The organism is Legionella drozanskii LLAP-1 (genome assembly GCF_001467585.1).
Classification (GTDB): domain Bacteria; phylum Pseudomonadota; class Gammaproteobacteria; order Legionellales; family Legionellaceae; genus Tatlockia; species Tatlockia drozanskii.
This window is the reverse complement of record NZ_LNXY01000028.1, coordinates 58,773-82,006: the sequence shown is the minus strand read 5'-3', so window position 1 is coordinate 82,006 and position 23,234 is coordinate 58,773. Positions and strand designations below refer to the sequence as shown.

The window sequence follows — 23,234 nt, the reverse complement described above, 5'->3', positions numbered from 1 at the left end:
ATTTTCTAATGGTTATTATTTTTCAATTATTTTGGGTGCCATTTGATTACTCGGCTGTATTTTATTGTTTATCTCAATACGACTTCCATTTTTGAGTTTGAGCTGACCACTTGTGACTACGACATCCCCCAAATTTAACCCTTTTAAGATAGCTACTTGATCACCACGTGTTTCCCCTACGGTTACAAAAACTTGCTGAACAACAAGGATAGGTTGATTTTTCTCATCTGTTTTACCACTATTTTTAACGATATAAACGATATCTCCATAGGGATTAAAGCTGATTGCTGATTGAGGTAACGTCAAATAAGTTTGTGGTTTTTTAGTATCAATTTCTCCGTGGACAAACATCCCTGGTTTTAATGCAAAATCGGCGTTCGGAACTGTCGCTTCCACCAATACGTTGCGAGTAGCTTGATCGACTGCTGGTTGTATCGTTGTTATTTTACCTCTGAATTTTCGCTTTGGAAAAGTATCGCTAGTTATAGAAACAATCTGGCCTAGTCTTAACTGTGACAGTGTTTGCTGTGGTAAATTAAAATCAGCATAGATTGGATCAAGCGCTTGCAAGGTCGTGACCGTATCCCCTACATTGAGGTATTGACCTGGATTAGCGAGATTAATGCCTAGCTGACCTGTAAAGGGAGCACGTATCGTTTTCTTTTCTGTTGTTGCACTCTGCTGCTCCACCTGAGCTTGTAAATTTTTGAGATTCCATTCATCAGAGTCAACGACCTGTTTACTTACTGCGTGGGCAGCATATTGCGCTTTATCGCGCTTGTAGGTAATTTTGGCTAACTCGACTTGAGCTTGCAGCGCGTGTAATAGACCAAGCTCAGAGCCTGCATTAAGCTGCACCAGGACAGTTCCCTTCTCTACTTTAGTACCCGGAGTAAATGTGATCGTTTGTACCATGCCAGCAAGTTCAGTTGTCACATTCACACCAACACGGGTACGTAAAGTACCCACAGCCTTTAATTGAGGCTGCCAAAGGGAGGACTCTACTCGCATTGTTGAGACAATAACTGCGGGTTCTTGCTTAGACTCTAGATACTTTCCGGTCATAACGACTTTAAATTCTTTCCAGCCGAAAATTAGACCGAACAAGAGCCCTACACAAACCAACATAATAATCATTTGTTTTTTCAAGAAAATCTCTCTCTTAAAAGACAAAATTATTTCTAATTAAAGATACCATTAAATCATAAACACTCTTTAACACACCAGGGTTTATGCCACCATCCGCCACCTAAAGCTTGAAATAATGCTGCCGTATCAGCATAACGTGCTGCCTGAGCTTGCACTCTATTGATTCGAGTTTGTAAATACTGCTGTTGCACGTTTAATAGATTAATGTAGCTAGCTCCCCCTAAACGATATTGATCCCACGTCAATTTTAACGAGAGCCGAGCTGATTCTTCCGCCAATGCCTGTGCCTGTAAGGCTCGAGCATCCGTTTCCAAAGCACGTAAAACATCTGCTACATTTTGAAAGCCTTGCAGTACCGTTTGCCGATACTGTGCATCGGCTTGTTGATACGCGGCAATCGCCGCACGTCGCTGAGCTAACAAAGCACCACCATGAAACACTGGCTGCGTCACTGTAGCCATAATGCTCCAAATACTATTTTGATGGGAGAACAAATTTCCTAATGAGCTACTTATAAAGCCATAGTAAGCTGTAATGTCCAATTTAGGAAACAATTCAGCAGTAGCAACTCCTATTTCAGCGCAAGCTGAATGGAGTGTAGCCTCCGCAGCACGAATATCAGGACGCTGGCGAATAAGGAGAGACGGTACACTTACCGGCAGAATGACAGGTAATTTTAATTTATCGAGATCAATTTTTGGTAGAGGTTCATCGGGAAACGAACCAGCGAGCACCGATAAGGCGTGTTCATTTTGCGCCAAGCTTTTTTCCAAAGGAGGCAAAGTCGCTTTTGTCTGCTCTAATAATGTTTGTTGCGTCAACACATTGGCTTTTGAAATACCACCTAACTCAAATTGTTTATTCAGAATGTTGAGTAAGGTTTGTTGTTCTCGAATTAACTCACGAGTTACCTTAATCTGTTCTTGGAAAGAGCCGACATTAATCGCGGTAGTGACTATATTTGAGGTGAGTGTGAGATAGGCCGCTATCACTGCGAACTGTTGATTATCAACGGTCGCTCGTAATGACTCAATTTTTCGTCTAGAACCACCAAAAACATCCACGTTGTAGGATAAATTCAAAGTGGTACTGAAGAGATTAAAAGTAAAGGCCTTAGCACCACCTACATTACCGATATTCGTTGTAGAATAACGTTGTCTTTGCGCAAAACTTTGAGAATCCACTGCTGGCCAAAGTGTATTACCAATTTCAACATTCAAATTTTCTTTTGCCTGGCGTAAAGCAGCCATCGCAGACGATAAATTAGGACTGTTTGCTAAGCCTTTACGGATTAGCGAATTAATCGCCGGAGAACGGAATAATTCCCACCACAACTCAGGTAGATCCTTACCGCTAATAAATTGTTGTGATTGCCCACCAAGTGATGGAGCACTAGCCGTTTTTTTGGGGAGTGGTTTTTCTGTATAACGTTTAACCCTAAATCCGCTAGGCGTACGAAAATTAGGCCCAACCATACAAGCAGATAAAAACAATGACAGTAAAATAACCCCAATGATGGTTCTTGTTATGGGCCTAGACACTAAGTACATTCCTTTGCAGGCTACTACCAATTACTACTAATCTATCATGATCTTAGATAAGTTGTTAACAAAACTTGGGTTAAATGAATCTTTGTCTATATCAACCGAGAAGACCACATCAAGGTGAATTGGGCTCCATTGATAATTGATAAGAATTTAAATCTGTCTCCCCATAAAAAAGATCAGAGATTGCATAACCAATTACCGCTGCGAATTGTCTATTGACATACAGCAAAGGAATGCTATCCCGTTGCCAGGGAGGAATATGCCATTCTTGAAATAATTTCTTCAAATGCTTAGTTTGCCCATGCCAATGAAATAACTCGCCTCCCTGGCGAAATCGAATTTCAATTTGCGCTGAGTCAGGCAGTACTAAACCTTTATTCGTTTTTTTTACTTGAAGCCTAATTAAACCATTTATTATTAAAGTTTGAGGAAAAGAAATCCAACGCTGCGACTGAAAAAAAACCGGTGGTTCATTGTTTGATAGATAAAGAACCTGCCGATAACGTCTAACACAACCTTCTTTCCACACCACTTGCGGCTTGGCATCCTCTTTTGCTTCTATTACTTCACTAATGACTCGATTGAAAATCAAGGTATTTGGTAATTTAATTTTATTAACCTTCAACCAAACGCGTAATACATTGCTAAGTCGAGCATGGCTTAAACTCTTTAACTGGCTAAGCGGTAGCATCATTGAACATTGATTCAATACAGGACAATCTATTTTTGCTAAATCATCTAAATTAGCTTGTGCTTGTTGGCAATGGTGGGTAGTACGTACTAAATTATTTATCACTGCCGGCCAACGTTGCTCTAATAGAGGTAAAACCTGATGACGAAGATAATTTCTGGAAAAATCCGTATTGAGATTAGATTCATCATCAATCCATTTTAATTGCTGATCGAGAGCATAATCTTCCAAGATTTTGCGAGAATACTGCAAAAAAGGCCTGAGCAAATCTCCCTGAGCAAATGTTTTTATAGCTTGCATCGCAGCCAAACCATCTATACCAGCACCGCGACAAAGTTGTAAAAGCAAAGTCTCGGCTTGATCATCTAAATGATGACCTAGAAGCAAGCAATCTTCTCTAGTTAACAAATTGGCAAAAGCCTGATATCTCGCCTTTCTTGCTTGATCTTCAATATTTGCATGACGTTCAAATTCGACTTGTTGGGTGATAAATGGAATTTTATATTCCTTGCAGAATTGTTGACATTGTTGTTGCCAGGCAACGGCATTAGGACTAATACCATGATGAATATGTACCGCAGTTAGTTGATTATGCAAAGAAGGATGAATTGCCAAACTATGAAGCAAAACGGTGGAATCAAGTCCACCGCTAAAGCCAACAAATATTTTTTTATAGAGAGTTAGTTTCCTTAACCAATCAGCATCTAGCAATGATTTAGTCACAAGCGCCCATAGCCATAAATTTGTCGTATCGTTGTTTTAATAACTCATCGGTAGAAAGATTTTTTAACACACGTAATTCGCTGATTAAAATTTCTTTCAGACGAAAAGTCATATCAGCAACGTTTCGATGAGCTCCACCTAAGGGTTCTTCCACGACATCATCAACTAGACCCAACTCAAGAATTTTGTGAGCGGTAATTCCCATGGCGCGTGCAGCTTCACTTGCTTTTGCTGCATCCTTCCAAAGTATAGATGCGCATCCTTCTGGCGAAATAACCGCATAAATTCCATATTGCAGCATCAATACCCTATCCCCTACCCCAATGGCTAAAGCACCGCCTGAGCCAGCTTCACCAGTGATGGTACAAATTACAGGTGTTCTTAGCTTAGCCATTTCTAGCAAATTTCTTGCAATAGCTTCAGATTGGTTACGTTCCTCAGCACCGATACCTGGATAGGCTCCAGCGGTATCAATGAAAGTAAAAATAGGTAACTTAAATTTCTCTGCCATTTTCATTAAACGTAGAGCTTTGCGATATTCTTCGGGACGAGCCATACCAAAGTTACGATAAACCTTTTCTTTGGTTCGCTTGCCTTTCTGATGACCTAAAATCATCACAGGTTCGCCATTCAATCGAGCTAGTCCGCCAATGATTGCAGGCGCACTCGAATAATGCCTATCACCATGTAGTTCTTGAAAATCTGTAAAAATGTTTTCGATATAATCGGTAGTCTGAGGACGTAGAGGATGTCTAGCCATCTGCGCAACTTGCCAAGGTTCTAAATTGGAAAAAATATTGGCAGTCAACTCTTGGCATTTGGTTTCCAAGCGTGTTATTTCTTCGGTCAAATTAACTTCGTTATCACTGCCTACCATTCGCAGTGCTTGAATTTTTTGATTCAACTCCTCAATGGGTTGTTCAAAATCCAAAAATTGTCGGCTCATTCACTTACTCGTTTGGCGAATTAATTTTCATGCGCTATGATACCTGTAACTGCTTTTTGACGCCACCGTTCCGCACCTTCTATGTCAATAAACATTCAATTTACTGCTGCTCATGACTGTCATTTAGAAAAAACTCGCATTGATATTTGGGAGTTTCCTCTGGATAAGCCCTTTCGCCAAGCAAAGTCATTGCTGAATGAGACAGAATTAGCTCGAGCTAATCGCTACCATTTTGAACGTCATCGCCGCCGCTTTACTATAGCGCGGGCGACTTTGCGGCTTATTTTAGGCCGTTATCTTCAACAGGACGGCGGTCAATTGAGCTTTCAATATAATTCACATGGGAAGCCTGGGATTAGGAATTCACAGGGCTTGGAGTTTAATCTCAGCCATTCAGGAGAGCTTGCGTTATTAGCTGTAGGATGCCAGTTCCCTCTTGGTGTTGATTTGGAGTTTTTTTCAGCAAGACCTTATGATGGCATTGCAAAGAATTTATTTTCACAACAGGAGTTAGAGTTTTTTTTAACACTACCCAACCATTTAAAAACTCATGTTTTTTTCCAAATCTGGGCACAAAAAGAAGCGTTTATCAAGGCAAGTGGCTTAGGACTCAGTTATCCCACTAAACTGTTTACTGTGCCAATTTTTTCTACAACTGCGGAACGCATCACGGATACTGTGCATCATTGCGAATGGCTAATGAATTCGTTTATGCCCCAAGTCGCTTGCAGCGCTGCTCTCTGCCATCATCCAGAAGTAAAAAAACTTCGATATGCTCGCTTAGATAATCCTGCTGTACTCTTTTAAACAAACTCGATTGTAACTTTCCATGGCCAGCTATATACTCAAATTGGACATGGATGTTAATAAGGATATTGTATGGCAAAGACAAAGAATGACTTAGCGGTCGAGGCAACTGAATTACGACATAGTTGGGGTTGGTTATTAGCCTTAGGTATTTTATTTGTCATTTTAGGTTGCATTGGTTTAGGAATGGTTGTGGGACTTACTTTAGCGAGCATGCTTTTTTTAGGTGTCTTGCTTATCATTGCAGGCTGCTCGCAGTTTGTTGATGTTTTTAAAGCCAAATACTGGAAGGCTGTAGCTTGGCACGCACTTATTGCAGCCTTATACATCATAGGTGGCTGCATCGTTATTTATGATCCTTTCTTAGCCTCAACCTTAATTACCGCTTTATTAGGTAGTGTGTTAATTATTATTGGGCTAACACGTTTCGTCATGGCTTTAAAACTTAAGGGTTCTCCTGGATGGGTTTGGTTATTGTTCGCAGGACTCACTGCTCTTATCTTAGGTATCCTGATCTTAATAAAATGGCCTATAAGCGGTTTATGGGTTATTGGGCTATTTATTGCGATTGAAATGATTGTCGATGGCTGGACTTACATATTTCTTGCTCTTGGAATCCGCCGCAGCTTATAACGAACTCCTTGCAAAAGCCTATGTTGGGCCTTGGCCCAACATACCTCTCAAATGCGAATAAATTAATGAATTTGTGGGCCAAAACCCAACCTACCATTAAAATTAAAAAATCTGATATACTCCAATCATTTAGACAGATTGCACCCCAAATAGGCAGGTCTGAAACCCTCCGATCAATAGAGTCATGTCTTGGATATCATGATGAAACAATTTAGTAAGATCCAATTAGAGTTACTTCATCAACTTTCTGATGGGAATTGTCACAGCGGTAAAATGCTTGGAGAGCGATTTGGCGTCTCACGTACAGCCATTTGGAAACACATTAGCCAATTAGCTGAACTTGGCCTTTCCATCCAACGAATCCCACAACATGGGTATCAATTGACCAAACCAGTCATTCCTCTTGATGAATCTTTGATTCGTCTGCATTTAAAAGATAGGCATTTTAATAAGAATCCAGACATTCATCTTTTTGCAACGATCGATTCGACCAACCGTTTTTTGAAAGACTTAGCAACTACTTCTTCAATTAGTGTTTGCTGTGCTGAGAAACAAACGCATGGAAAGGGTCGTTTTGGCCGCCAATGGTATTCCCCTTTTGGCGAAAATATTTATTTTTCCAGTCGTTGGGAATTAAATTGTTGCTTATCTCGTTTATCAGGCTTAAGTCTTGTTGTCGGTTTAGCGATCTTGACTAGTTTGCAAGATTTCCAAGTTCAACAGGGCATTCGCCTAAAATGGCCCAATGATGTGCTGTGGAATAACAAAAAATTATGTGGAATTCTCATTGAAGTTATTGCCGAAACCAATAGTTGTGCGCAGGTGATTATCGGTATTGGCATGAATGTAAATACAGCAACTCAAGAACAATCTCTTCCTGATAAACCTTGGTGTTCTCTCTATGAAATCACTGGAAAACATTTTGATCGCAATGTGCTTTTAGCCAATCTTATCCATCAATTAGATCAGTATTTAAATAAATTTTTAGCAACAGGATTTGCTACTTTCGCGACTGATTGGCAAGAGGTCGATTATTTGCAAGGGCAATTTATTAAAGTGTCGCAACCCACTGGTATAATAAGTGGCTATGCTTGTGGTGTGAATGAATTAGGTCAATTGTGCCTTCAGGATAGCGACGGAAAACTACACCATCTTTCTTCGGGTGATACTTCATTGAAAACGGATTAGAATCGGTGGCTTATTGGGGGAAGAGAGTGTCCCGAGCATTGGACCTCCTGTCGACTCGGGACTGGATGACTGCGGATAAAATCCGATTATACTGCTTCTTCTTCTGTATCTGGCGTTTCTTTTTCTTGCTGTATGCGCAAATAAATTTCTTCACGGTGTACTGAAACATCTTTTGGTGCATTAATACCTAAGCGCACCTGATTTCCTTTCACCCCTAAAACAGTGATATTTACATCATCACCGATAATCAATGTTTCGCCGATGCGACGAGTTAAAATCAACATAACACAATCTCCCTTCTACATAACAGCTACCTTTAAAATTCCATAGATATCTTCCATGGCACTCTCGGCAACTACACTTTGTATAAAATAAAATCAAAATATAGCTCTCGATTGTTATTTTACACAACCATTCTTAACGTAATATTAAGTTTAATTGAATTTTGAATTCTTAATGTTTAAAAATGCAAAATCACTCTTTTTTTCCTGCTTTAAACTTCAAAGCGAGGATAGCAAGCGGTAGGTATGCAATCAGCAAACCTAAACCACTATTGATAAAACCAAGCCCAACTGCTATCGCCATAGGCAGCAGCCATAGTAGATTTATGGCTAAGGTCCCCAAGGTTACTGGTAAGTGTTTACCATAATAGCGTGAGGCATGTTGATAGGCGTGACTACGGTGTGCTTCGAAGATAACTTCACCTCGCATTCCACGACCTAATAATGTTACCGTAGCATCGACAATAAAAACACCCAAAAGTATCATCCAACCCCAAAAAAAAGTTGAATTTATTTTCGCAGATTGGATTGACAAAATTCCTAAAATAAGACCTAAAAAACCGCTACCAGCATCTCCCATAAAAATTCTTGCTGGTGGAAAATTCCAGAATAAAAAACCCGCCACTGCAAAAGCCAAGCAAATGGGCAAATACATTGCATTAACATCGCTCTGCAAGTAATACAGAACTATTCCTCCGAAGCAAACTGAGACCGCTTCTATTGCCGCAATACCATCTATTCCGTCCATAAAATTGTATAAATTTAACAACCAGACCAGATAAAAAACAGCAAAAATATTTGCAATTATTCCAGCCGATAAGGTCCATGCTAAAAAAGGAATTGTTGGCATGCCTCCTAGAGCATATAAAGCAAAAAAACTTGCAACAAAATGTCCAAGTAAACGCCATTTTGCGGGGATGTTATTTCGATCATCAACAAAACCAATAATCGCAATTAAAGAACCAGCCCCTAGTAAGGCAACCGATATCGATGGACTAATTAGTTTAAAATACAAGAGCAAAGACACTGCTATTAAAAAACAAACCACAAAGGATAACCCGCCTCCTCTAGGAGTTGCTATAACGTGTGAACTGCGATGATTCGGTATATCCAGCATGTTAGTGGCTAAGGCATAGCGACGTAGCCCCCAGGTCAAGGTGTAAGATAAACCAAAAATTAAGAAGTAATATAACCACACCATCTCTTTTCCGCCGTGCAAGGCCTAAGTTTATTAGAAAATTTTCAATTATACGGCAAACAAAATCCTTGTCATTAAGTCCTTTAGAATTATTGAATCTAGATTAATTATTTGTTGATTTAAAACCACTTTGCTATTTACTTGACAACTTATTTAAAATTTTTATTTCCTTATTTCAATGAAGATTCATAAGTGATATCTTAGGCAAAAAATTTATAATAAATAGCATGAAGCAATTAACAGAACTAAATTCTTGGACAGCACTTGAACAACATTCCGAATCACTACGCTTAACCCCACTTAGTGATTTAAAAAAAAGCTCGGTCAATCGAGATAAACAACTTAAATTACACACCGATGGACTTAGCATCGATTTTACCAATCAGCGCATTAATGAAACAACAATTGAGTTACTGCTTGCCTTAGCCAATGAGCGTAATCTCAAAGAGAAAATTAATGCCCTCCTCCAGGGCGTCAAGGTCAATCAAAGTGAAAACAGACCTGCTCTACATACCGCTCTCCGTGCATCTGGTGAAAAGCCAATCTGGGTAGATGGGCATGATATTATGCCTGAAATCATCGCAACTCGAGAAAAAATGGGGGAAATCGCAGCTCGAGTTAGAAACGGACAATGGTTTGGTTATTCAGGAAAACCTATCATTGATATAGTCAATATTGGTATCGGTGGTTCTGACTTTGGTCCTCGATTTTGTCTTAGTGCACTTAAAGAATATGTAAACCCAGATTTAAATTTTCATTTTGTATCTGATGTGGACCCAAAAGCGTTTGAAAATGCGGTAGCCAAGCTTAAACCTGAAACCACCTTATTTATTATCTCATCTAAATCCTTTACTACCAAAGAAACCTTATACAATGCAGAAAAAGCTCTGGCTTGGATTAATCGCAATCAAGATATAGATAAGCATTTTATCGCAGTCACTGCTAATGTAGAAAAAGCTAAAAACTTTGGTATTCCTAATGTTTTATCTATCTGGAATTGGGTGGGTGGAAGATATTCTTTCTGTTCTGCTATTAATTTAATCACTTGTATTGCGATTGGCTATAATCGCTTTAATGAGCTACTTGCCGGTGCGAACTCTATCGATGAACATTTTTGCTCTAAAGCGTTCCAGGAAAATATTCCTGTGCTCATGGCTCTTATAGGCTTATGGAATATTAATTTCCTTCATAGTTCAAGTCTGCTCATTCTCGTTTATGCTCAGCAATTAGAACAATTAGTACCTTATATCCAGCAGCTTGATATGGAAAGTAATGGGAAATCGATTGATAATCAGGGGCGCTCAGTCAACCATGCCACAGGACCTATTGTCTGGGGAGGCCTGGGGAATCAGGCTCAACATAGTTATTATCAGTTGCTCTGTCAGGGAACTCATCAAGTTGCAGCCGATTTTATTTCAACTAAAGAATATAATGATGAACTGATTAATTCCTTCTGCGATGCCAAAATTCGGGTTTTAAGCGAGGGAATTAGTTCACCCGAGAATCCAAATGGCTATATTCCCGGGGGCATACAAGTTAGTCATATCAGTCTCAAATCATGCTCTCCTTTTAGCTTTGGTGCATTGGTCGCTCTTTATGAACATAAAGTCTACGTCCAAAGCGTACTTTGGGGGATTAATTCTTTTGATCAGCCAGGTGTTGAAAGCGCTAAACGTCAAAAAGCGATCTTTGATAAGCAAGTTAAACAACACGAAACTTTGGCTGTATTGTAAGGCGTTCAACCCAGGTAGCAACTGTCTGTCAAGCCAGTTGCTACCTGGGTTGAACCTGGGAAATCACCACAGTTGATATTCAAACCAAACCTCATTGATCCAATCCACTTTCCTCCATGATCAAGCGCAAGGTCTCCTCTATACTAACTTCTGGTTTCCAGCCAAGCAATTTACGAGTTTTAGAAATATCAATTTGCAAAGATCCACATAAGCGTTGTAAATCATCTTTCCGACCTAAAAGGTATGCTGCTAAACTTAGCATGCTCTGCGGTACGGGTAACAGACGAGCAGGTTGATTCATTACCTGACTCATCTTTTTTAATAAAACCGTGGTTGATATGTCCTCTCCGTCACTGACTAGAAAAATTTGATTAGCAGCGGCAGGATGCTCAATACAGGTGAGAATCAAGCTAAGCAGATTATCAAGCGATACAAAACTGCGTTTGTTGTTTATTGCACCTAAAGGTAAAGGAACTCCCTTTTTTAACCATTGGATTAAACGATGGAAATTCCCTTTTGCACTCGCTCCATAGACCAAAGGAGGTCTGATAATAACAATTTCCATGTTGGTTTCTTTTGCTAAGTCTTGTAACCCTTTTTCTGCTTCATATTTAGAAATCGCATAAGGAGTGCTAGGATTTGGCAAATCATCTGCAGAAAACACTTGGCTACCCGTTGTGATGTTTCCATTTACACCGATTGAACTAATAAATATAAATCGTTTCACTCCTTGTTGAGCTGCTTGATTTGCTAAGTTTAAGGTAGCTTCAGTATTTATTTTTCTAAATTCGCTAAGGGGATCTTTAGCCGTCTCTTTCATGATGTGAGCGCGAGCAGCAGTATGAATAACTACATCGCAACCTTGCAGCATCACGCTCCAATCTGCATTTATGGATAAATCGACGGGTGAAAAAACAGTTAGGCGCGAGTCTCTAAACTGCCCTCCAGAAGATCGTAGGGCTATTCGTAAGGAGACTTCGGCATTCTGCAGAAGTCGCTTAACTAACTGCCCTCCGACAAACCCCGTTGCCCCTGTTAGCAGGACTTCTGCCGGTTTCATAGTATTTACCTCTCTTATCAATGGACTGAGGCTGAAGCCGAAAACTCTATTACCTTCAGTTGATCGGCAGGTTGTCGATGAGTGTTCGCATATAAAAAAGGTTTCTCAACAAAGCGATACGATAAATAAGCTACCAACAGAGTGAACAAGGTGGCAATAACCATACTAAGCCAGAAACTTGAGGTAATTAAATTGATAACTAACTGCTGTATTGGAAAAGCATAAATATAAATCCCGTAAGAGATATCAAATTTTCCATTAATCCACTTTTCTTGAAAGGAAATGCCGACGATTATTGTTAATGCAGCTAGGCTTAAGGTCCCTAAAACTTGCATTTCGGGACGCCTCTGCAAAACGGTTAACAATACTATCGCTGCAATCGCTAAATAGATCCTATTTGCATACCAATAATCTTTAGTCATCGACATGAGCGCCCCGCCTGAAAAGGCAATTCCAAAGAGCGCTAAATAATTAAGAGGAATTGAATAAAACCCGTAATTTTTACCTGTTTTAGTCAAAATCATCGTGATGACGATACAGGACAGTAGCAAGGGTAAAATTGACTTCCAACTGTTTATATAAGAGAGAACAACACCAATAATAATATAACTAGCGAATTCTACCGGCAGGGTCCATAGACTACCATTAATCACGTCTTTGCATAAAAAATCAGAAAAAACACCTGGAATAGGTTTAGCCATAAATGAAGAATACATAATACTGGTCTTCAAGGTGGATAAACTAAATAAGTAATTGCTAGTAGGGCTTGACGTAAAAATGCTGCCGATTAAATAAACCATAATTAAAGAGCAAACCATTAAGCCGGGGAAAATACGTCGACAACGTTTTGCCATAAACACAGCAAAATTACCTGAGTTAGTAAAACTCGCTGGCATAAAATAGCCCGATATCGCAAAAAAAATAACTACAGCAACAAACCCAAAGGTATCCCAATGGAGAAAAGTGGGTTCCGCTAAGTTTGATAAAGCGAAATGATGGCTAAAAAGAACTAAAAGTGCAGCAAAATGCCTAATCAAATCGAATGAATTATTTCTACTTCCCATTAGCTTCTCAAAAAGAGTTTTATACCTCAACTTAAAATGAAACAAAACTGCCGTCATTGCGAGCGGAGGAACATGCAATAAGGTGCTCGCAATGCTAAGTATCTAAAGTTGATAGTTTTATACATTTTGGTTGGTCATTGAATTTTTATTCAACAACACTGAGCTTCCTTCTTTCTTACTTACAACATCTCGGTAAAGTCGTTCATATTCAGCGACCATTTTATCAGCAGTGAAAAGACTCCAGTATCGCTCACCTGCTTTTTGTCCCATAACTTTAGCTTGCTCAGGGTTATCCCAAATATACTGCATTGCAGTACGCAGAGCTTCTGAATCCCCTGGGGGTACGACAAGCCCTGTTTCGCCATCAATATTAATATAACTGGTACCTGTGCCAATTTCTGAAGAAATTAAAGGCTTATTAAACATTGCCCCTTCAAGCAGCGAAACACCAAAAGCCTCTGAGCGCAAATGAGATGGAAATATGACCGACAGACATAATTGCAAGAGGGCAATTTTATCTTCTTCTGCTAAGCGACCTAGAAAATGGATATTAGTTAATCCTAATTCTTCAGTCTGCCTTCTTAACTCTTCTTCAATAGGCCCTGTTCCTACAATTAAAATAGGAAATGAAGTGCCCTTAGCAGCCTCTAATAAAATGTGTAATCCTTTGTAATAACGCATTACCCCAACAAAGAGAAAAAATTTATCGCCATAACGATTTCGCCAATAGCTTTGACGTTCCTCAGAGGGGATAGAATAATTTGATTTATTGAGACCAATTGGAATGACTGTCACTTTATCCTGATATTTCTGCAATACAGGACTTGTAGAAAAATAATTAGGCGAGGTCGCAACAATAGTGCCTACGGCCTTTAAAAAACAATGCATCAAAGGACGATAAAAATAAAATAAAGTTTTTTGTCGAACAATATCAGAATGATAAGTTAAGATTGATGGTTTCTTTGTCCTTGAAAATAGATGCAACAGGTCAGCAAATGGCCAAGGAAAATGATAATGAATTACATCAACTTGCTCAGCAATTTTGCGAAAATCTTTTAATAAAGAAAAAGAAATACTATTCGATGCAATATTAAGACTTTCTTTATAACGAATAATTTTGATACCAAGGTATTCTAACTCTCTTGGTTCAGGATCAGGTGACAGTGATAAAATTGTATGATGGAAATTGGATTGTTGATTACGAACAATTTGAGCAATAACACGCTCTACCCCACCAAAAGCATCACCTAAAAATGTCTTATAAACATGAAGAATTTTCATGAAGTTCCGAATCACTAATAATGGCTAAAATCATTTGAGCAGAGCTATTTAAGCTCAGAGAAAGCACATTATTTGAACAAACTTTACATTCCTCTGATCTAAGCTTAATAACTTGCCAAGCTAAATTACATTTTAGCGAGTTTGTTGTCGTAAAGTAAATATGTGGTTTTTTTATTCGATTTTATCCTCTCATTTTACTTCTTTAGGATAAGTATTAATCCATTTCAATTTCTGCGCTAATCCTTTAAACTCTCACCACGGATTGTACAAAGGCTAGATATGCAGAACGAAATTTTGACATTAACGAGTCTAAGATTTGTTGCGGCCTTCTATCTATTTTTATTTCATATTCAACTTTACATTCCTCTTTTTTCTCATGGCAGTATTGCCCGTTTTTTAAGCGAAGGAGCCTGTGGGATGAGCCTATTTTTTATCTTATCCGGCTTTGTATTAGGGTATCGATTTCATGATGGTGTCTCAAATTATAAAAAATATGCTTTCAATCGCTTCACGCGTATCTATCCCGCCTATTTTTTAGCCGCTTTAGTTACTATCCCCTGGTTAATCAGCTCCTTATCCTTTACTGAATCTAATCAAACCTTTCGTTATCTCTACGTCATTTTTGCTAATTTACTCATGATTCAAGCGTGGATTCCGCAGCTGTTTACAACTTGGAATAACGGTGGAAGTTGGTCACTCTGTGTAGAAATGTTTTTTTATGCTTTATTTCCTTTTTTTATTGCTCATTTAAAAAAATTGAGTACTAAACAGCTTTTTATTGCGCTTATCGTTTTTTACTTGAGCTCTGCCTTGCCGGGATTTTCATTACTCTTATTTAATCCCATCCCTAGTAATATCATGTTCTATTCTCTTCCAATATTTAGGGTTTCGGAGTTTTTAATTGGCGTCATTTGTGGCCTTCTTTTTGCGCGAGAGGTTCGCGTGGCTCATTCTAGTATCTGTGCAATTCTTTCTATGCTTCAACTTTATTATTATTTAGCCCGGGGACCCGCCTATGGTCACATCGCAATCGCTCAAAATTTTGCAACTGTCCCCTTAATTACCATTCTAATTTTTAGCCTCGCTTCACTCACCTCTGGCCGCTTATACGCGTTCATGACTCATCGAAGTTTTATCTATCTTGGGCGAATTAGCTATTCATTTTATTCATTTCAAGCCTTGATATTAATGACCGTCGTTAGCAATCATAATGAAATCGTTAGCAGGTTTCCTTTATTGACCAACAATGTTATTTTAGCTACCCTTGCATTTTTTATATTAATTGCCATTTCCACAATTTCACATCAGTTTGTTGAAATCAGATTTAGAAATTATTTGAATAAAAAATATAAAAAAGCTCGATATGTAATTTCGTCGTTACCTCAGGCTAACTTATAATGAAACCCTACACAAAAGATATTTTACGTACAGTGGCCGTCAAATTAGCGTTGCTTTTTTTATTATGGTATTTCTGTGTAAAAGATATGCATCCTAATTTATCTAGTAGCACTGAATGGTTGTTTGGCAAAACCGAACAGCAAGTATTAACACCCTAAAAAAGAGGCCGTTCCATGACTTTTTCAGCTGAACTTGTTGATTTATCAAGATTACAATTTGCTCTAACTGCCTTATATCATTTTTTGTTTGTCCCACTGACGCTTGGGCTTTCTCTCATGTTAGCGATTATGGAAACAGTCTATGTAATGACTGGTCGAGATATCTGGCGTCAGATGGTCAAATATTGGGGTCTACTGTTTGGAATTAATTTTGTTTTAGGAGTGGCAACGGGTCTTACCATGGAATTTCAGTTCGGTACGAACTGGGCATACTACTCGCATTATGTGGGAGATGTTTTTGGTGCGCCCTTAGCTATTGAAGGAATGATGGCCTTTTTCCTCGAGGCTACTTTTGTTGGTTTATTTTTCTTTGGATGGGATAAATTATCAAAATTGCAGCACTTGATTTGTACTTGGTTATTGGCCCTGGGGACTAACCTTTCTGCACTTTGGATTTTAATTGCGAATGGTTGGATGCAAAATCCCGTCGGCGCTTATTTTGACTATCAAACCATGAGAATGGAAGTCAGTAGTTTTTATGATTTACTCTTCAATCCTGTTGCGCAGGCCAAGTTCGTTCATACCATCAGCGCAGGTTATGTTACTGGCGCGATGTTCGTACTCTCTGTTAGCGCTTATTTTCTCTTAAGAAAAAGGAATATTCCTTTCGCCAAACGCTCCATGACGGTTGCGGTCTCTTTTGGACTTGCCTCCGCTTTATCCGTAGTCGTGTTAGGTGATGAAAGTGGTTATGTTGCTAACGAAAACCAAAAAATGAAAATTGCCGCTATCGAAGGAATGTGGCATACCGAAAAGGCCCCAGCAAGCTTAACGCTCATTGGTATACCTGATGAACAATCACAATCTAATAAATACGCGATCAATCTTCCTTTTCTTTTAGGAATTATTGCAACGCGTTCATTTAACACCCCGGTCGAAGGGATTATGCCGTTAATCGAGAAAGGAAAAGAGCGAATTAAAGATGGAATGATCGCTTACGGCGCTTTAAAAACCCTGCAAACCGAACCTAACAATCCAATCTCCAAAGCCTTATTTGAGGGTCATGTTCAGAATTTGGGTTATGCCTTGTTACTTAAAAAGTACACCGAGAATGTGAACGACGCGACTGAGGAACAAATTGATAAAGCCGCCAAGGACCTAAAACCGAAAGTTTTACCCATCTTCTTTTCCTTTAGAATTATGGTCGTCTGCGGGATGTATTTTATTCTTCTCTTTGGAGTTGGTTTTTATCTTTCGGTCAGGCATCGTTTAGAAAAAACCACTTGGTATCACCGAATCGCTTTTTATTCTTTACCTCTTCCTTGGTTAGCCGCTGAGCTTGGTTGGATAGTTGCTGAGTATGGCCGCCAGCCCTGGGTTGTTGAAGGTGTATTACCCACTTTTATGGGAGTCTCTTCGTTGACTTCAGGTCAGGTTTTAACTTCTATTGCTGGATTTGTTCTATTTTATAGCGTACTTGCGATAGTCGAATTGTTTTTAATGGTCAAATATATTCGCCTTGGCCCAGACAACATGAGCCATTAACAGGAGGGTCGCCCAATGCCTTTAGATTATGAAACACTTAGAATGATATGGTGGTTATTGATCGGTATACTTTTAATAGGCTTTGCCGTCATGGATGGGTTTGATTTAGGCGTCGCCATGGGATTGCCCTGGTTGGCTAAAACCGATACTGAAAAACGCATCATGATCAATAGCATAGGGCCAACTTGGGAAGGAAATCAGGTATGGTTAATTTTAGGTGCTGGAGCTATTTTTGCAGCCTGGCCTACTTTATATGCTTTATCTTTCTCAGGATTTTATTTTGCGATGTTATTGGTACTTCTGGCATTGATATTAAGGCCAGTGGGTTTTAAATATCGCTCTAAAATCGATAATCCTGTGTGGCGACAAATCTGGGATTATGCCTTATTTATTGGAGGTTTTGTTCCTTCTTTAATTTTTGGTGTCGCAGTTGGTAATGTCTTGCAAGGCATTCCATTTTATTTTGATGAAAGCTTAAGAATATTTTACACGGGAACCTTTTTAGACCTACTCAATCCTTTTGCTATCGGATGTGGATTATTATCCGTGTTGATGTTAGCTATGCACGGTGCTTTTTTCCTGCAAGTAAAAACCGAAGGAGCCTTACAAATCAGAGCCGGAAAACAAGCGCGGATCTGTGCTCTTTTAGTTATATTGCTATTTATTACTTTAGGATTTTGGACTTATTTCCAAATCAATGGCTATACAGTGCAATCTGTTCTAGCTCATGATGGACCTTCAAACCCGACTTATAAAGAGGTTACTTCGCAAGCCGGGGCGTGGTTTAATAATTATAAAACCTATCCTGTTACGATGCTTGTTCCTCTATTAGCTTTGTTTTCAGCCTTTTTCGCGTTTATTTTTGCAAGAAAAACTATCTTTTCATTTGTTTTGAGCGGCATCTCTGTGGGTAGTATTATCGCGACTGTGGGAGTCTCTATGTTTCCTTTTATACTTCCTTCGTCTTCTGATCCAAGATTTAGCTTACTTGTTTGGGATAGCTCCTCGAGTCAGCTCACCTTATTTATCATGCTGGTCGCCGCTGCCATTTTTTTACCTATTATTTTTGCCTATACCGCTTGGGTTTATCGCGTATTACGCGGCAAAGTGACCGAAAACTCTATTAAAGAAAACGCTGATACAGCATATTAGGAGAAACAATTCTATGTGGTATTTTTCCTGGATTTTAGGCACAGGCTTGGCCTGTATTTTTGCGATTGTAAATGCAGTTTGGCTTGAGCTTCGAGAAAAACCTGAAGGTCTTGTGAACTTGAGTACAGAAAACGCCTCGGAGAGCTAGCGTTATTTATCTTGCTGTCAGTGCGAAGGCCATAGCGACGAAGCAATCTAGGAGTTCGGAGTCAATAAACGAATTAACGAACTTGAGTTTATCTTTTGCTTCGCCCCCTGGATAGTTCATTTTGTTCGCAATGACGCAGGCTTGAGTAAACAACCACGCTCTATTATCCATCTTTTTGCGCCAGTGTGAGATCAATCGTATAATTTGCTAGTATACCATTCAAATTGGCTCTATATTTGCCCAACCCACCAGTAACACTAAGTAATAAGCATATCAACAAAAAGAAAATTTGTTCTTGTAAGCGACGACGACATTGAAAGGCATGAAAGGACAAACGAAATAAATCGATGCGATTTAACTTAGACCAGCTGTCAATAAAACTGCTTTGACTGACGCCAACCAGTTCTGCAATCAAAAGAGCTTGCGTGAACCACCAGCCATTTTTGATTTTTTTAAACCGGTTTAGATAAGCCTTTATCCCTAAATTCACACCAACTTGATTATACGCGTGCTGCCGATAAAGCATGGAAGATTTTTCATCAATATACCATTTGAATCCATTTGCTCGAGCAAAAGCATAGCAAAACCAGTCATGTAAACTGACTTCTTGTAACAAATTCCAAACTTCAATCATCCGCGCTTTCAAAGCATGCATCAGGTTAGCAGTCATCACGTAGGTACAACCAGGCCCTGCAGCTTCAAAAATATAATCCCATTGTTTTTGAGGCTGGGCTTTATTAATGGTAAAACGTTTGCCATCGGCCCAAAATGCAGTGACATTACTGGAATACGCATCGCAGCCAGAAGAGTTTAAACTATGAATTGCTTGAGACAGTTTATCTAAGTTCCAACGATCGTCTTGATCAGCAAAAGCTACAAAATCAAATGCGGAAAAATCAACATCGCGAATGAGACGAAAAAAATTTCGTGCTGCTCCACCAAATTTCTCACCATAAGGTAAGACTCTAATCCTTTGATCGCGCGCAGCTAATTCACGAAGCCAAGGCTCACTGCCATCGGTCGACAAATCGACACTCACAAATAAGATGGGATTCACATTCTCCTGATTAAGAATGCTTTCAATCTGCTCTTCAAGATAATGCATACCATTATATACAGCCAAAAGTACTGCACATTTAGGCGCATTTACGTTAGTTAAAACCAAAACAAATCGCTCCTAGCTTAGGTCTGTTGACAACTCAGTTTATCAAAATTCGAGCTATTACAATTATTTTCCATCGCTGAAATTCGTAGCAGTTCTGCAAAAAACCATAAAAAAAACATCATCATTAAAAAGATAAGATTTAATAAAATATAGAATTGCGGTGCAAATCCCATAAATAAGGCATTGTAGGATATTTTAATAAAAATGAGAAAAGTATAGATGTTGGGGCATTTTTTAAATAGGTAGAAAGCTACGATAAAACATAGCAACATAAATACAAAAGCCCAGGCGACAAGCGTCAATCCACCATAAAGTAAAAATGGATAAAACTCAGTTCCTACAGTATACCGAGCCACGAGCGTCGGCGCGTAGAGATAACTTTCAAAGTTTTCGCGGCCGAAAGGAGAAAATTGGCTAATCAAGAAATCTTGATTAATAAAATTTTCAGCAGCAATCGTTGCAAAATTAAAAATTGGGGTGGTGATATATAAAATAATTTGCTGCAACAGCGCTGGCAAGCTGACAAATACCGTCGTGAGGGGATAAGCGTTTTCTTGTAGCATCGTTCCCGAAGAAGACACTATAAATGCTGAGCCACTTCTAAAATAACCAATGATGGAAAAAATAAATAGACAGGCTAGTGGAATCAAGCAAAATAAAAATTTAGCTGTTACTTTTGCACTGGTTGTATTGCTTGAGCCATAAATCAGTACCACAGAAAGAAATAAAGCATAGCAGGAGAGAAAGAAACGATTTCTATCAATGATAAGAATGGGGAACAAAATTGCATAGCTGATAAAAAGAATTTTTAGCTTAGAGGACTGAAGAAAAATAAAAGCGATAGGAATAAAAATCCAACATAAAGTGGTGATGTGTCGGACATAGCGCCCTACCCCATTAAAATCCGCATAGGTTGAAGGATTAAGTAATTTAAAGCCATTGACATAGATATCAATCGGCCCACAAATAAAAATAAGCAGACATAAAGAAAGCGTCACCAAACGATATCGAGGATGGGCGACTAGGTATTCATAATAATCATTCATCCTCATGTTCAGCGGAATAAGAACCATACTCAATAAAACAGGCACTGTGATAATAGAATAAAGAATGAATAGACCAAAATAATAGGTTTCAGGGATATAGAAAAAAATAAATAAAAGTACAAGCGCAAAATAGGCTGGTAGTAAGAAATAAAACGCAATGGAATTAATTAATTTTTTCAAGACCTTCGCTCGGGTTTTAATTTAAAAAATGCACTCATGCATAGACTAAAAAAACAGCTTACATATTGTTTCTGTAAAAAATTAATTTTAGCTCTAGTTTTGTATCTCACTGTGGTTAAATAGTTTGCTAAAATCTGTCTATCGATATAACGATCAATAATCAGCTGAAACGTTTTTATATTTTCGATTCTTCGCTTAAGATTTTTGGTTTTAGAGACATTTGTTGAATGCAGTCGATACAAACTCACAATTTCAGGAACATAGACAACAGCGTCAGGGATTTCTAGTAAGGATAAAAATAGATCATAATCCTCGATGCGACAAGATTCATCATAGCGCATTGTTTGATGATGACTCTTTTTTAGCAGATGCGTGGGCCCAGCCACACACCAATGTTGGATAATTTCCCTAGCTAAAGACTTCGGATCCGCCAATCGTTTAATATTGCCACCATGATAACTAATAGAGCTTGGGTGCAGGACAGCTCCAGACTCATTGATAACTTTGGCATCCGCCAAAACGCAACGTAAATTGGGTCTATCTTTAAATTGCTCATAAAGTAATTGAGTGCTGCCGCAGACAACCATATCGTCAGAAGCGCAAACTCTTAAATATTCACCTCTGGAACTATCAATCATCCGATTAAGTACCGCTCCAATTCCCTTATTTTCTTGAGTAGAATAAAAGATATCGAATCTATTATGGTTTGCTTCAGCCCAAGCTTGGATCACTGTCATGGAATCATCGATTGAGCCATCATCGACGATAATCACTTCTGCGGGGACGGTGAGTTGCTCAATATCTAAACGAAGACTCTCTAGAAGAAAGGGCAAATATTGTTCGTGATTATAGCTCGGAATTAAATAACTTATGATTGGGTGCATAAGACTAAATCACTCTCAAGATTTCTAAAAATAAGAAGATACATCGCTATCCAATAAACAAAATAACTGGCGGCATAAGCCCAAGTCGCTGCTTGAAGCCCCCAGTTATCCGTCATTAAGACTACTGCGATATAAAAGCCGATGGAAAATAGGATTTCACTTAAGATAAAATATTTTGTCATTGCTTTACTCAACATCATATAAGATAAAATCCAAGATCCAATTTTAAGGATATCGCCGATAACCTGGCCCAAAAATAACTCTCTGACAGGCGAAAATTCGGAACTGAATAGTGAGCCAATAATAAAATCTCGCAACAAATACATGAGTAGTGCAGCCACAATAGCGACAGGTAAGATGATTTTATAACCCTGAATTATTTCTTTTTTTAAGTCAAAAGAATTTTGTAGTTCTGAAAGTCGAGGCAAATAATAGACGCTAAGCGTTGTTGTCACCAATAAAAGATAGGCAGAACTAAATCGCCAGATCGCTTCCCAATAACCTGCTGCATCCCAGCCTAGCGTTTCTCCCAAATGATTACGGATAAAAATATGACAAAGGGGAATTGATACTGCAGTAGTCAGGGACATTAGCGTATATTTTGCCAAATTTTTAGCAATTTTTTTATCGAATTTGCCTAGTAAATAAGAGAATTTAAACCACTTAACCCTGCAACAAAGCAATAAACTGACAAAAAAAGTAAGTGACTGAAATAGGGCTAGGGCCACTAAGGCACCATAGAGTCCATAACGTACTGCCAATAGGCTAGTAATAAGTAAAGCAAAAATACTGCCTGCTATATTTATTACAACATAGCGCTCAATTTCTTTTTTTCCATTTAGAATGGCGAGAAGAAGCGCATTAAACACCAAAAATATTAAGGATGCGGCAAACCAAAGAAAAACCCCGGAATAAGCTACATCATGCAAAAAACAAGAGGCTAAGGGCTTAGAAAATAAAATAATGATCAAAGAAGTGAGTAAAGCCCCGAAACAAGCAATCGTTCCTGCAGTACGCCAAACTGCATGTTGCTTCTCTTCGTCATCATAATATTCAGCGGTATATTTAGTGACTCCGGTATTAATTGCTCCACTAGCAAAGGTGGTTATCATGGTTATTGCATTTTGAAATTGTCCCAAGGCTGCATAACCTGCTGGGCCTACATAGATAGCGAGCAGTTTATTAATGCCAAGCAAAGTCAGTATTTTCACGATTACTGCTATGGCATTGATTAAACTCGTTCTTATTAAGGTCATA

23 protein-coding genes are annotated in these 23,234 nt (G+C 38.8%); 9 read left to right on the top strand and 14 right to left on the bottom strand.

The window, feature by feature from the left end:
* Positions 1-15: 15 nt before the first annotated feature.
* From Ldro_RS12950 to Ldro_RS12935, 4 genes are all read right to left on the bottom strand, one after another.
* Positions 16-1,149 (bottom strand): efflux RND transporter periplasmic adaptor subunit, encoded by a 1,134-nt coding sequence (locus tag Ldro_RS12950; RefSeq protein ID WP_338011198.1) that lies wholly within the window; start codon positions 1,147-1,149, stop codon positions 16-18.
* A gap of 53 nt (positions 1,150-1,202) precedes the next feature.
* Entirely contained in the window at positions 1,203-2,690 is a 1,488-nt protein-coding gene (locus Ldro_RS12945; RefSeq protein ID WP_420795410.1) for an efflux transporter outer membrane subunit, read from the bottom strand.
* Positions 2,691-2,808: 118 nt separating this feature from the next.
* Entirely contained in the window at positions 2,809-4,110 is a 1,302-nt protein-coding gene (gene tilS / locus Ldro_RS12940; RefSeq protein WP_058496845.1) for a tRNA lysidine(34) synthetase TilS, read from the bottom strand.
* Entirely contained in the window at positions 4,103-5,056 is a 954-nt protein-coding gene (locus Ldro_RS12935; RefSeq protein WP_058496844.1) for an acetyl-CoA carboxylase carboxyltransferase subunit alpha, read from the bottom strand. The genes tilS and Ldro_RS12935 overlap by 8 nt, the downstream gene beginning before the upstream one ends.
* A gap of 81 nt (positions 5,057-5,137) precedes the next feature.
* Between Ldro_RS12935 and Ldro_RS12930 the strand changes: the two genes are divergently transcribed.
* From Ldro_RS12930 to Ldro_RS12915, 3 genes are all read left to right on the top strand, one after another.
* Positions 5,138-5,863, top strand: coding sequence for a 4'-phosphopantetheinyl transferase family protein (locus Ldro_RS12930; RefSeq protein WP_058496843.1), 726 nt, complete (start codon positions 5,138-5,140; stop codon positions 5,861-5,863).
* A gap of 72 nt (positions 5,864-5,935) precedes the next feature.
* Positions 5,936-6,496 carry an HdeD family acid-resistance protein gene (locus Ldro_RS12925; protein WP_058496842.1) on the top strand — a complete coding sequence of 187 codons (561 nt, stop codon included), beginning with the start codon at positions 5,936-5,938 and terminating at the stop codon, positions 6,494-6,496.
* 201 nt (positions 6,497-6,697) lie between these two features.
* Entirely contained in the window at positions 6,698-7,684 is a 987-nt protein-coding gene (locus Ldro_RS12915) for a biotin--[acetyl-CoA-carboxylase] ligase (protein ID WP_058496840.1), read from the top strand.
* Between the two features lie 86 nt (positions 7,685-7,770).
* Here the strand turns inward: Ldro_RS12915 and csrA are convergent, their stop codons facing one another.
* On the bottom strand, positions 7,771-7,968 hold the full coding sequence (gene csrA, locus Ldro_RS12910) for a carbon storage regulator CsrA (RefSeq protein ID WP_044012007.1): 198 nt from the start codon (positions 7,966-7,968) through the stop codon (positions 7,771-7,773).
* Between the two features lie 190 nt (positions 7,969-8,158).
* On the bottom strand, positions 8,159-9,166 hold the full coding sequence (locus Ldro_RS12905; RefSeq protein WP_058496839.1) for an MraY family glycosyltransferase: 1,008 nt from the start codon (positions 9,164-9,166) through the stop codon (positions 8,159-8,161).
* A gap of 224 nt (positions 9,167-9,390) precedes the next feature.
* On the opposite strand from Ldro_RS12905, the gene pgi reads away from it, so the two are divergent.
* Entirely contained in the window at positions 9,391-10,896 is a 1,506-nt protein-coding gene (gene pgi, locus Ldro_RS12900; RefSeq protein WP_058496838.1) for a glucose-6-phosphate isomerase, read from the top strand.
* Between the two features lie 91 nt (positions 10,897-10,987).
* On the opposite strand, the gene Ldro_RS12895 is transcribed toward pgi, so the two are convergent.
* From Ldro_RS12895 to Ldro_RS12885, 3 genes are all read right to left on the bottom strand, one after another.
* Positions 10,988-11,956 carry a UDP-glucose 4-epimerase family protein gene (locus Ldro_RS12895; protein ID WP_058496837.1) on the bottom strand — a complete coding sequence of 323 codons (969 nt, stop codon included), beginning with the start codon at positions 11,954-11,956 and terminating at the stop codon, positions 10,988-10,990.
* 17 nt (positions 11,957-11,973) lie between these two features.
* Positions 11,974-13,020, bottom strand: coding sequence for an acyltransferase family protein (locus Ldro_RS12890; protein WP_058496836.1), 1,047 nt, complete (start codon positions 13,018-13,020; stop codon positions 11,974-11,976).
* Positions 13,021-13,137: 117 nt separating this feature from the next.
* The gene (locus Ldro_RS12885) at positions 13,138-14,301 is read right to left on the bottom strand and encodes a glycosyltransferase family 4 protein (protein WP_058496835.1); all 1,164 of its coding nucleotides are present in this window, start codon (positions 14,299-14,301) and stop codon (positions 13,138-13,140) included.
* Positions 14,302-14,580: 279 nt separating this feature from the next.
* Between Ldro_RS12885 and Ldro_RS12880 the strand changes: the two genes are divergently transcribed.
* From Ldro_RS12880 to cydX, 5 genes are read left to right on the top strand one after another with little or no spacing between them, the layout of a single operon-like run.
* Positions 14,581-15,699: an acyltransferase family protein gene (locus tag Ldro_RS12880; RefSeq protein WP_058496834.1), complete on the top strand. Its 1,119-nt coding sequence runs from the start codon at positions 14,581-14,583 to the stop codon at positions 15,697-15,699.
* Positions 15,699-15,857, top strand: a complete 159-nt coding sequence (gene cydP / locus Ldro_RS16555; RefSeq protein WP_164480610.1) for a cytochrome oxidase putative small subunit CydP — start codon at positions 15,699-15,701, stop codon at positions 15,855-15,857. The genes Ldro_RS12880 and cydP overlap by 1 nt, the downstream gene beginning before the upstream one ends.
* Before the next feature lie 15 nt (positions 15,858-15,872).
* Entirely contained in the window at positions 15,873-17,402 is a 1,530-nt protein-coding gene (locus Ldro_RS12875) for a cytochrome ubiquinol oxidase subunit I (protein ID WP_058496833.1), read from the top strand.
* A gap of 15 nt (positions 17,403-17,417) precedes the next feature.
* Positions 17,418-18,554 carry a cytochrome d ubiquinol oxidase subunit II gene (gene cydB / locus Ldro_RS12870; RefSeq protein ID WP_058496832.1) on the top strand — a complete coding sequence of 379 codons (1,137 nt, stop codon included), beginning with the start codon at positions 17,418-17,420 and terminating at the stop codon, positions 18,552-18,554.
* A 13-nt stretch (positions 18,555-18,567) separates the two neighbouring features.
* Positions 18,568-18,702 (top strand): cytochrome bd-I oxidase subunit CydX, encoded by a 135-nt coding sequence (gene cydX / locus Ldro_RS15940; RefSeq protein WP_065235939.1) that lies wholly within the window; start codon positions 18,568-18,570, stop codon positions 18,700-18,702.
* 6 nt (positions 18,703-18,708) lie between these two features.
* Here cydX and Ldro_RS16370 read toward each other — a convergent pair whose 3' ends face one another.
* From Ldro_RS16370 to Ldro_RS12850, 5 genes are read right to left on the bottom strand one after another with little or no spacing between them, the layout of a single operon-like run.
* Positions 18,709-18,873, bottom strand: a complete 165-nt coding sequence (locus Ldro_RS16370; RefSeq protein ID WP_157066489.1) for a hypothetical protein — start codon at positions 18,871-18,873, stop codon at positions 18,709-18,711.
* The gene (locus tag Ldro_RS12865; RefSeq protein WP_065235938.1) at positions 18,866-19,867 is read right to left on the bottom strand and encodes a glycosyltransferase; all 1,002 of its coding nucleotides are present in this window, start codon (positions 19,865-19,867) and stop codon (positions 18,866-18,868) included. Before Ldro_RS12865 ends, Ldro_RS16370 begins: the two co-directional genes overlap by 8 nt.
* 17 nt (positions 19,868-19,884) lie before the next feature.
* Positions 19,885-21,093 carry an oligosaccharide repeat unit polymerase gene (locus tag Ldro_RS12860; protein ID WP_058496831.1) on the bottom strand — a complete coding sequence of 403 codons (1,209 nt, stop codon included), beginning with the start codon at positions 21,091-21,093 and terminating at the stop codon, positions 19,885-19,887.
* Complete coding sequence (locus Ldro_RS12855) at positions 21,090-21,977, bottom strand: glycosyltransferase family 2 protein (RefSeq protein ID WP_058496830.1); 888 nt, start codon at positions 21,975-21,977, stop codon at positions 21,090-21,092. Before Ldro_RS12855 ends, Ldro_RS12860 begins: the two co-directional genes overlap by 4 nt.
* Positions 21,962-23,233, bottom strand: a complete 1,272-nt coding sequence (locus Ldro_RS12850) for an O-antigen translocase (protein WP_058496829.1) — start codon at positions 23,231-23,233, stop codon at positions 21,962-21,964. The genes Ldro_RS12855 and Ldro_RS12850 overlap by 16 nt, the downstream gene beginning before the upstream one ends.
* Between the last annotated feature and the right edge of the window lies 1 nt (position 23,234).

Coding starts and splice junctions, on each gene's coding strand:
- Ldro_RS12935 (WP_058496844.1), bottom strand. CDS start 5,056: ATGAGCCGACAATTTTTGGATTTTGAACAACCCATTGAGGAGTTGAAT.
- Ldro_RS12930 (WP_058496843.1), top strand. CDS start 5,138: ATGTCAATAAACATTCAATTTACTGCTGCTCATGACTGTCATTTAGAA.
- Ldro_RS12925 (WP_058496842.1), top strand. CDS start 5,936: ATGGCAAAGACAAAGAATGACTTAGCGGTCGAGGCAACTGAATTACGA.
- Ldro_RS12915 (WP_058496840.1), top strand. CDS start 6,698: ATGAAACAATTTAGTAAGATCCAATTAGAGTTACTTCATCAACTTTCT.
- csrA (WP_044012007.1), bottom strand. CDS start 7,968: ATGTTGATTTTAACTCGTCGCATCGGCGAAACATTGATTATCGGTGAT.
- Ldro_RS12905 (WP_058496839.1), bottom strand. CDS start 9,166: ATGGTGTGGTTATATTACTTCTTAATTTTTGGTTTATCTTACACCTTG.
- pgi (WP_058496838.1), top strand. CDS start 9,391: ATGAAGCAATTAACAGAACTAAATTCTTGGACAGCACTTGAACAACAT.
- Ldro_RS12895 (WP_058496837.1), bottom strand. CDS start 11,956: ATGAAACCGGCAGAAGTCCTGCTAACAGGGGCAACGGGGTTTGTCGGA.
- Ldro_RS12890 (WP_058496836.1), bottom strand. CDS start 13,020: ATGGGAAGTAGAAATAATTCATTCGATTTGATTAGGCATTTTGCTGCA.
- Ldro_RS12885 (WP_058496835.1), bottom strand. CDS start 14,301: ATGAAAATTCTTCATGTTTATAAGACATTTTTAGGTGATGCTTTTGGT.
- Ldro_RS12880 (WP_058496834.1), top strand. CDS start 14,581: ATGCAGAACGAAATTTTGACATTAACGAGTCTAAGATTTGTTGCGGCC.
- cydP (WP_164480610.1), top strand. CDS start 15,699: ATGAAACCCTACACAAAAGATATTTTACGTACAGTGGCCGTCAAATTA.
- Ldro_RS12875 (WP_058496833.1), top strand. CDS start 15,873: ATGACTTTTTCAGCTGAACTTGTTGATTTATCAAGATTACAATTTGCT.
- cydB (WP_058496832.1), top strand. CDS start 17,418: ATGCCTTTAGATTATGAAACACTTAGAATGATATGGTGGTTATTGATC.
- cydX (WP_065235939.1), top strand. CDS start 18,568: ATGTGGTATTTTTCCTGGATTTTAGGCACAGGCTTGGCCTGTATTTTT.
- Ldro_RS16370 (WP_157066489.1), bottom strand. CDS start 18,873: ATGGATAATAGAGCGTGGTTGTTTACTCAAGCCTGCGTCATTGCGAAC.
- Ldro_RS12855 (WP_058496830.1), bottom strand. CDS start 21,977: ATGCACCCAATCATAAGTTATTTAATTCCGAGCTATAATCACGAACAA.
- Ldro_RS12850 (WP_058496829.1), bottom strand. CDS start 23,233: ATGACCTTAATAAGAACGAGTTTAATCAATGCCATAGCAGTAATCGTG.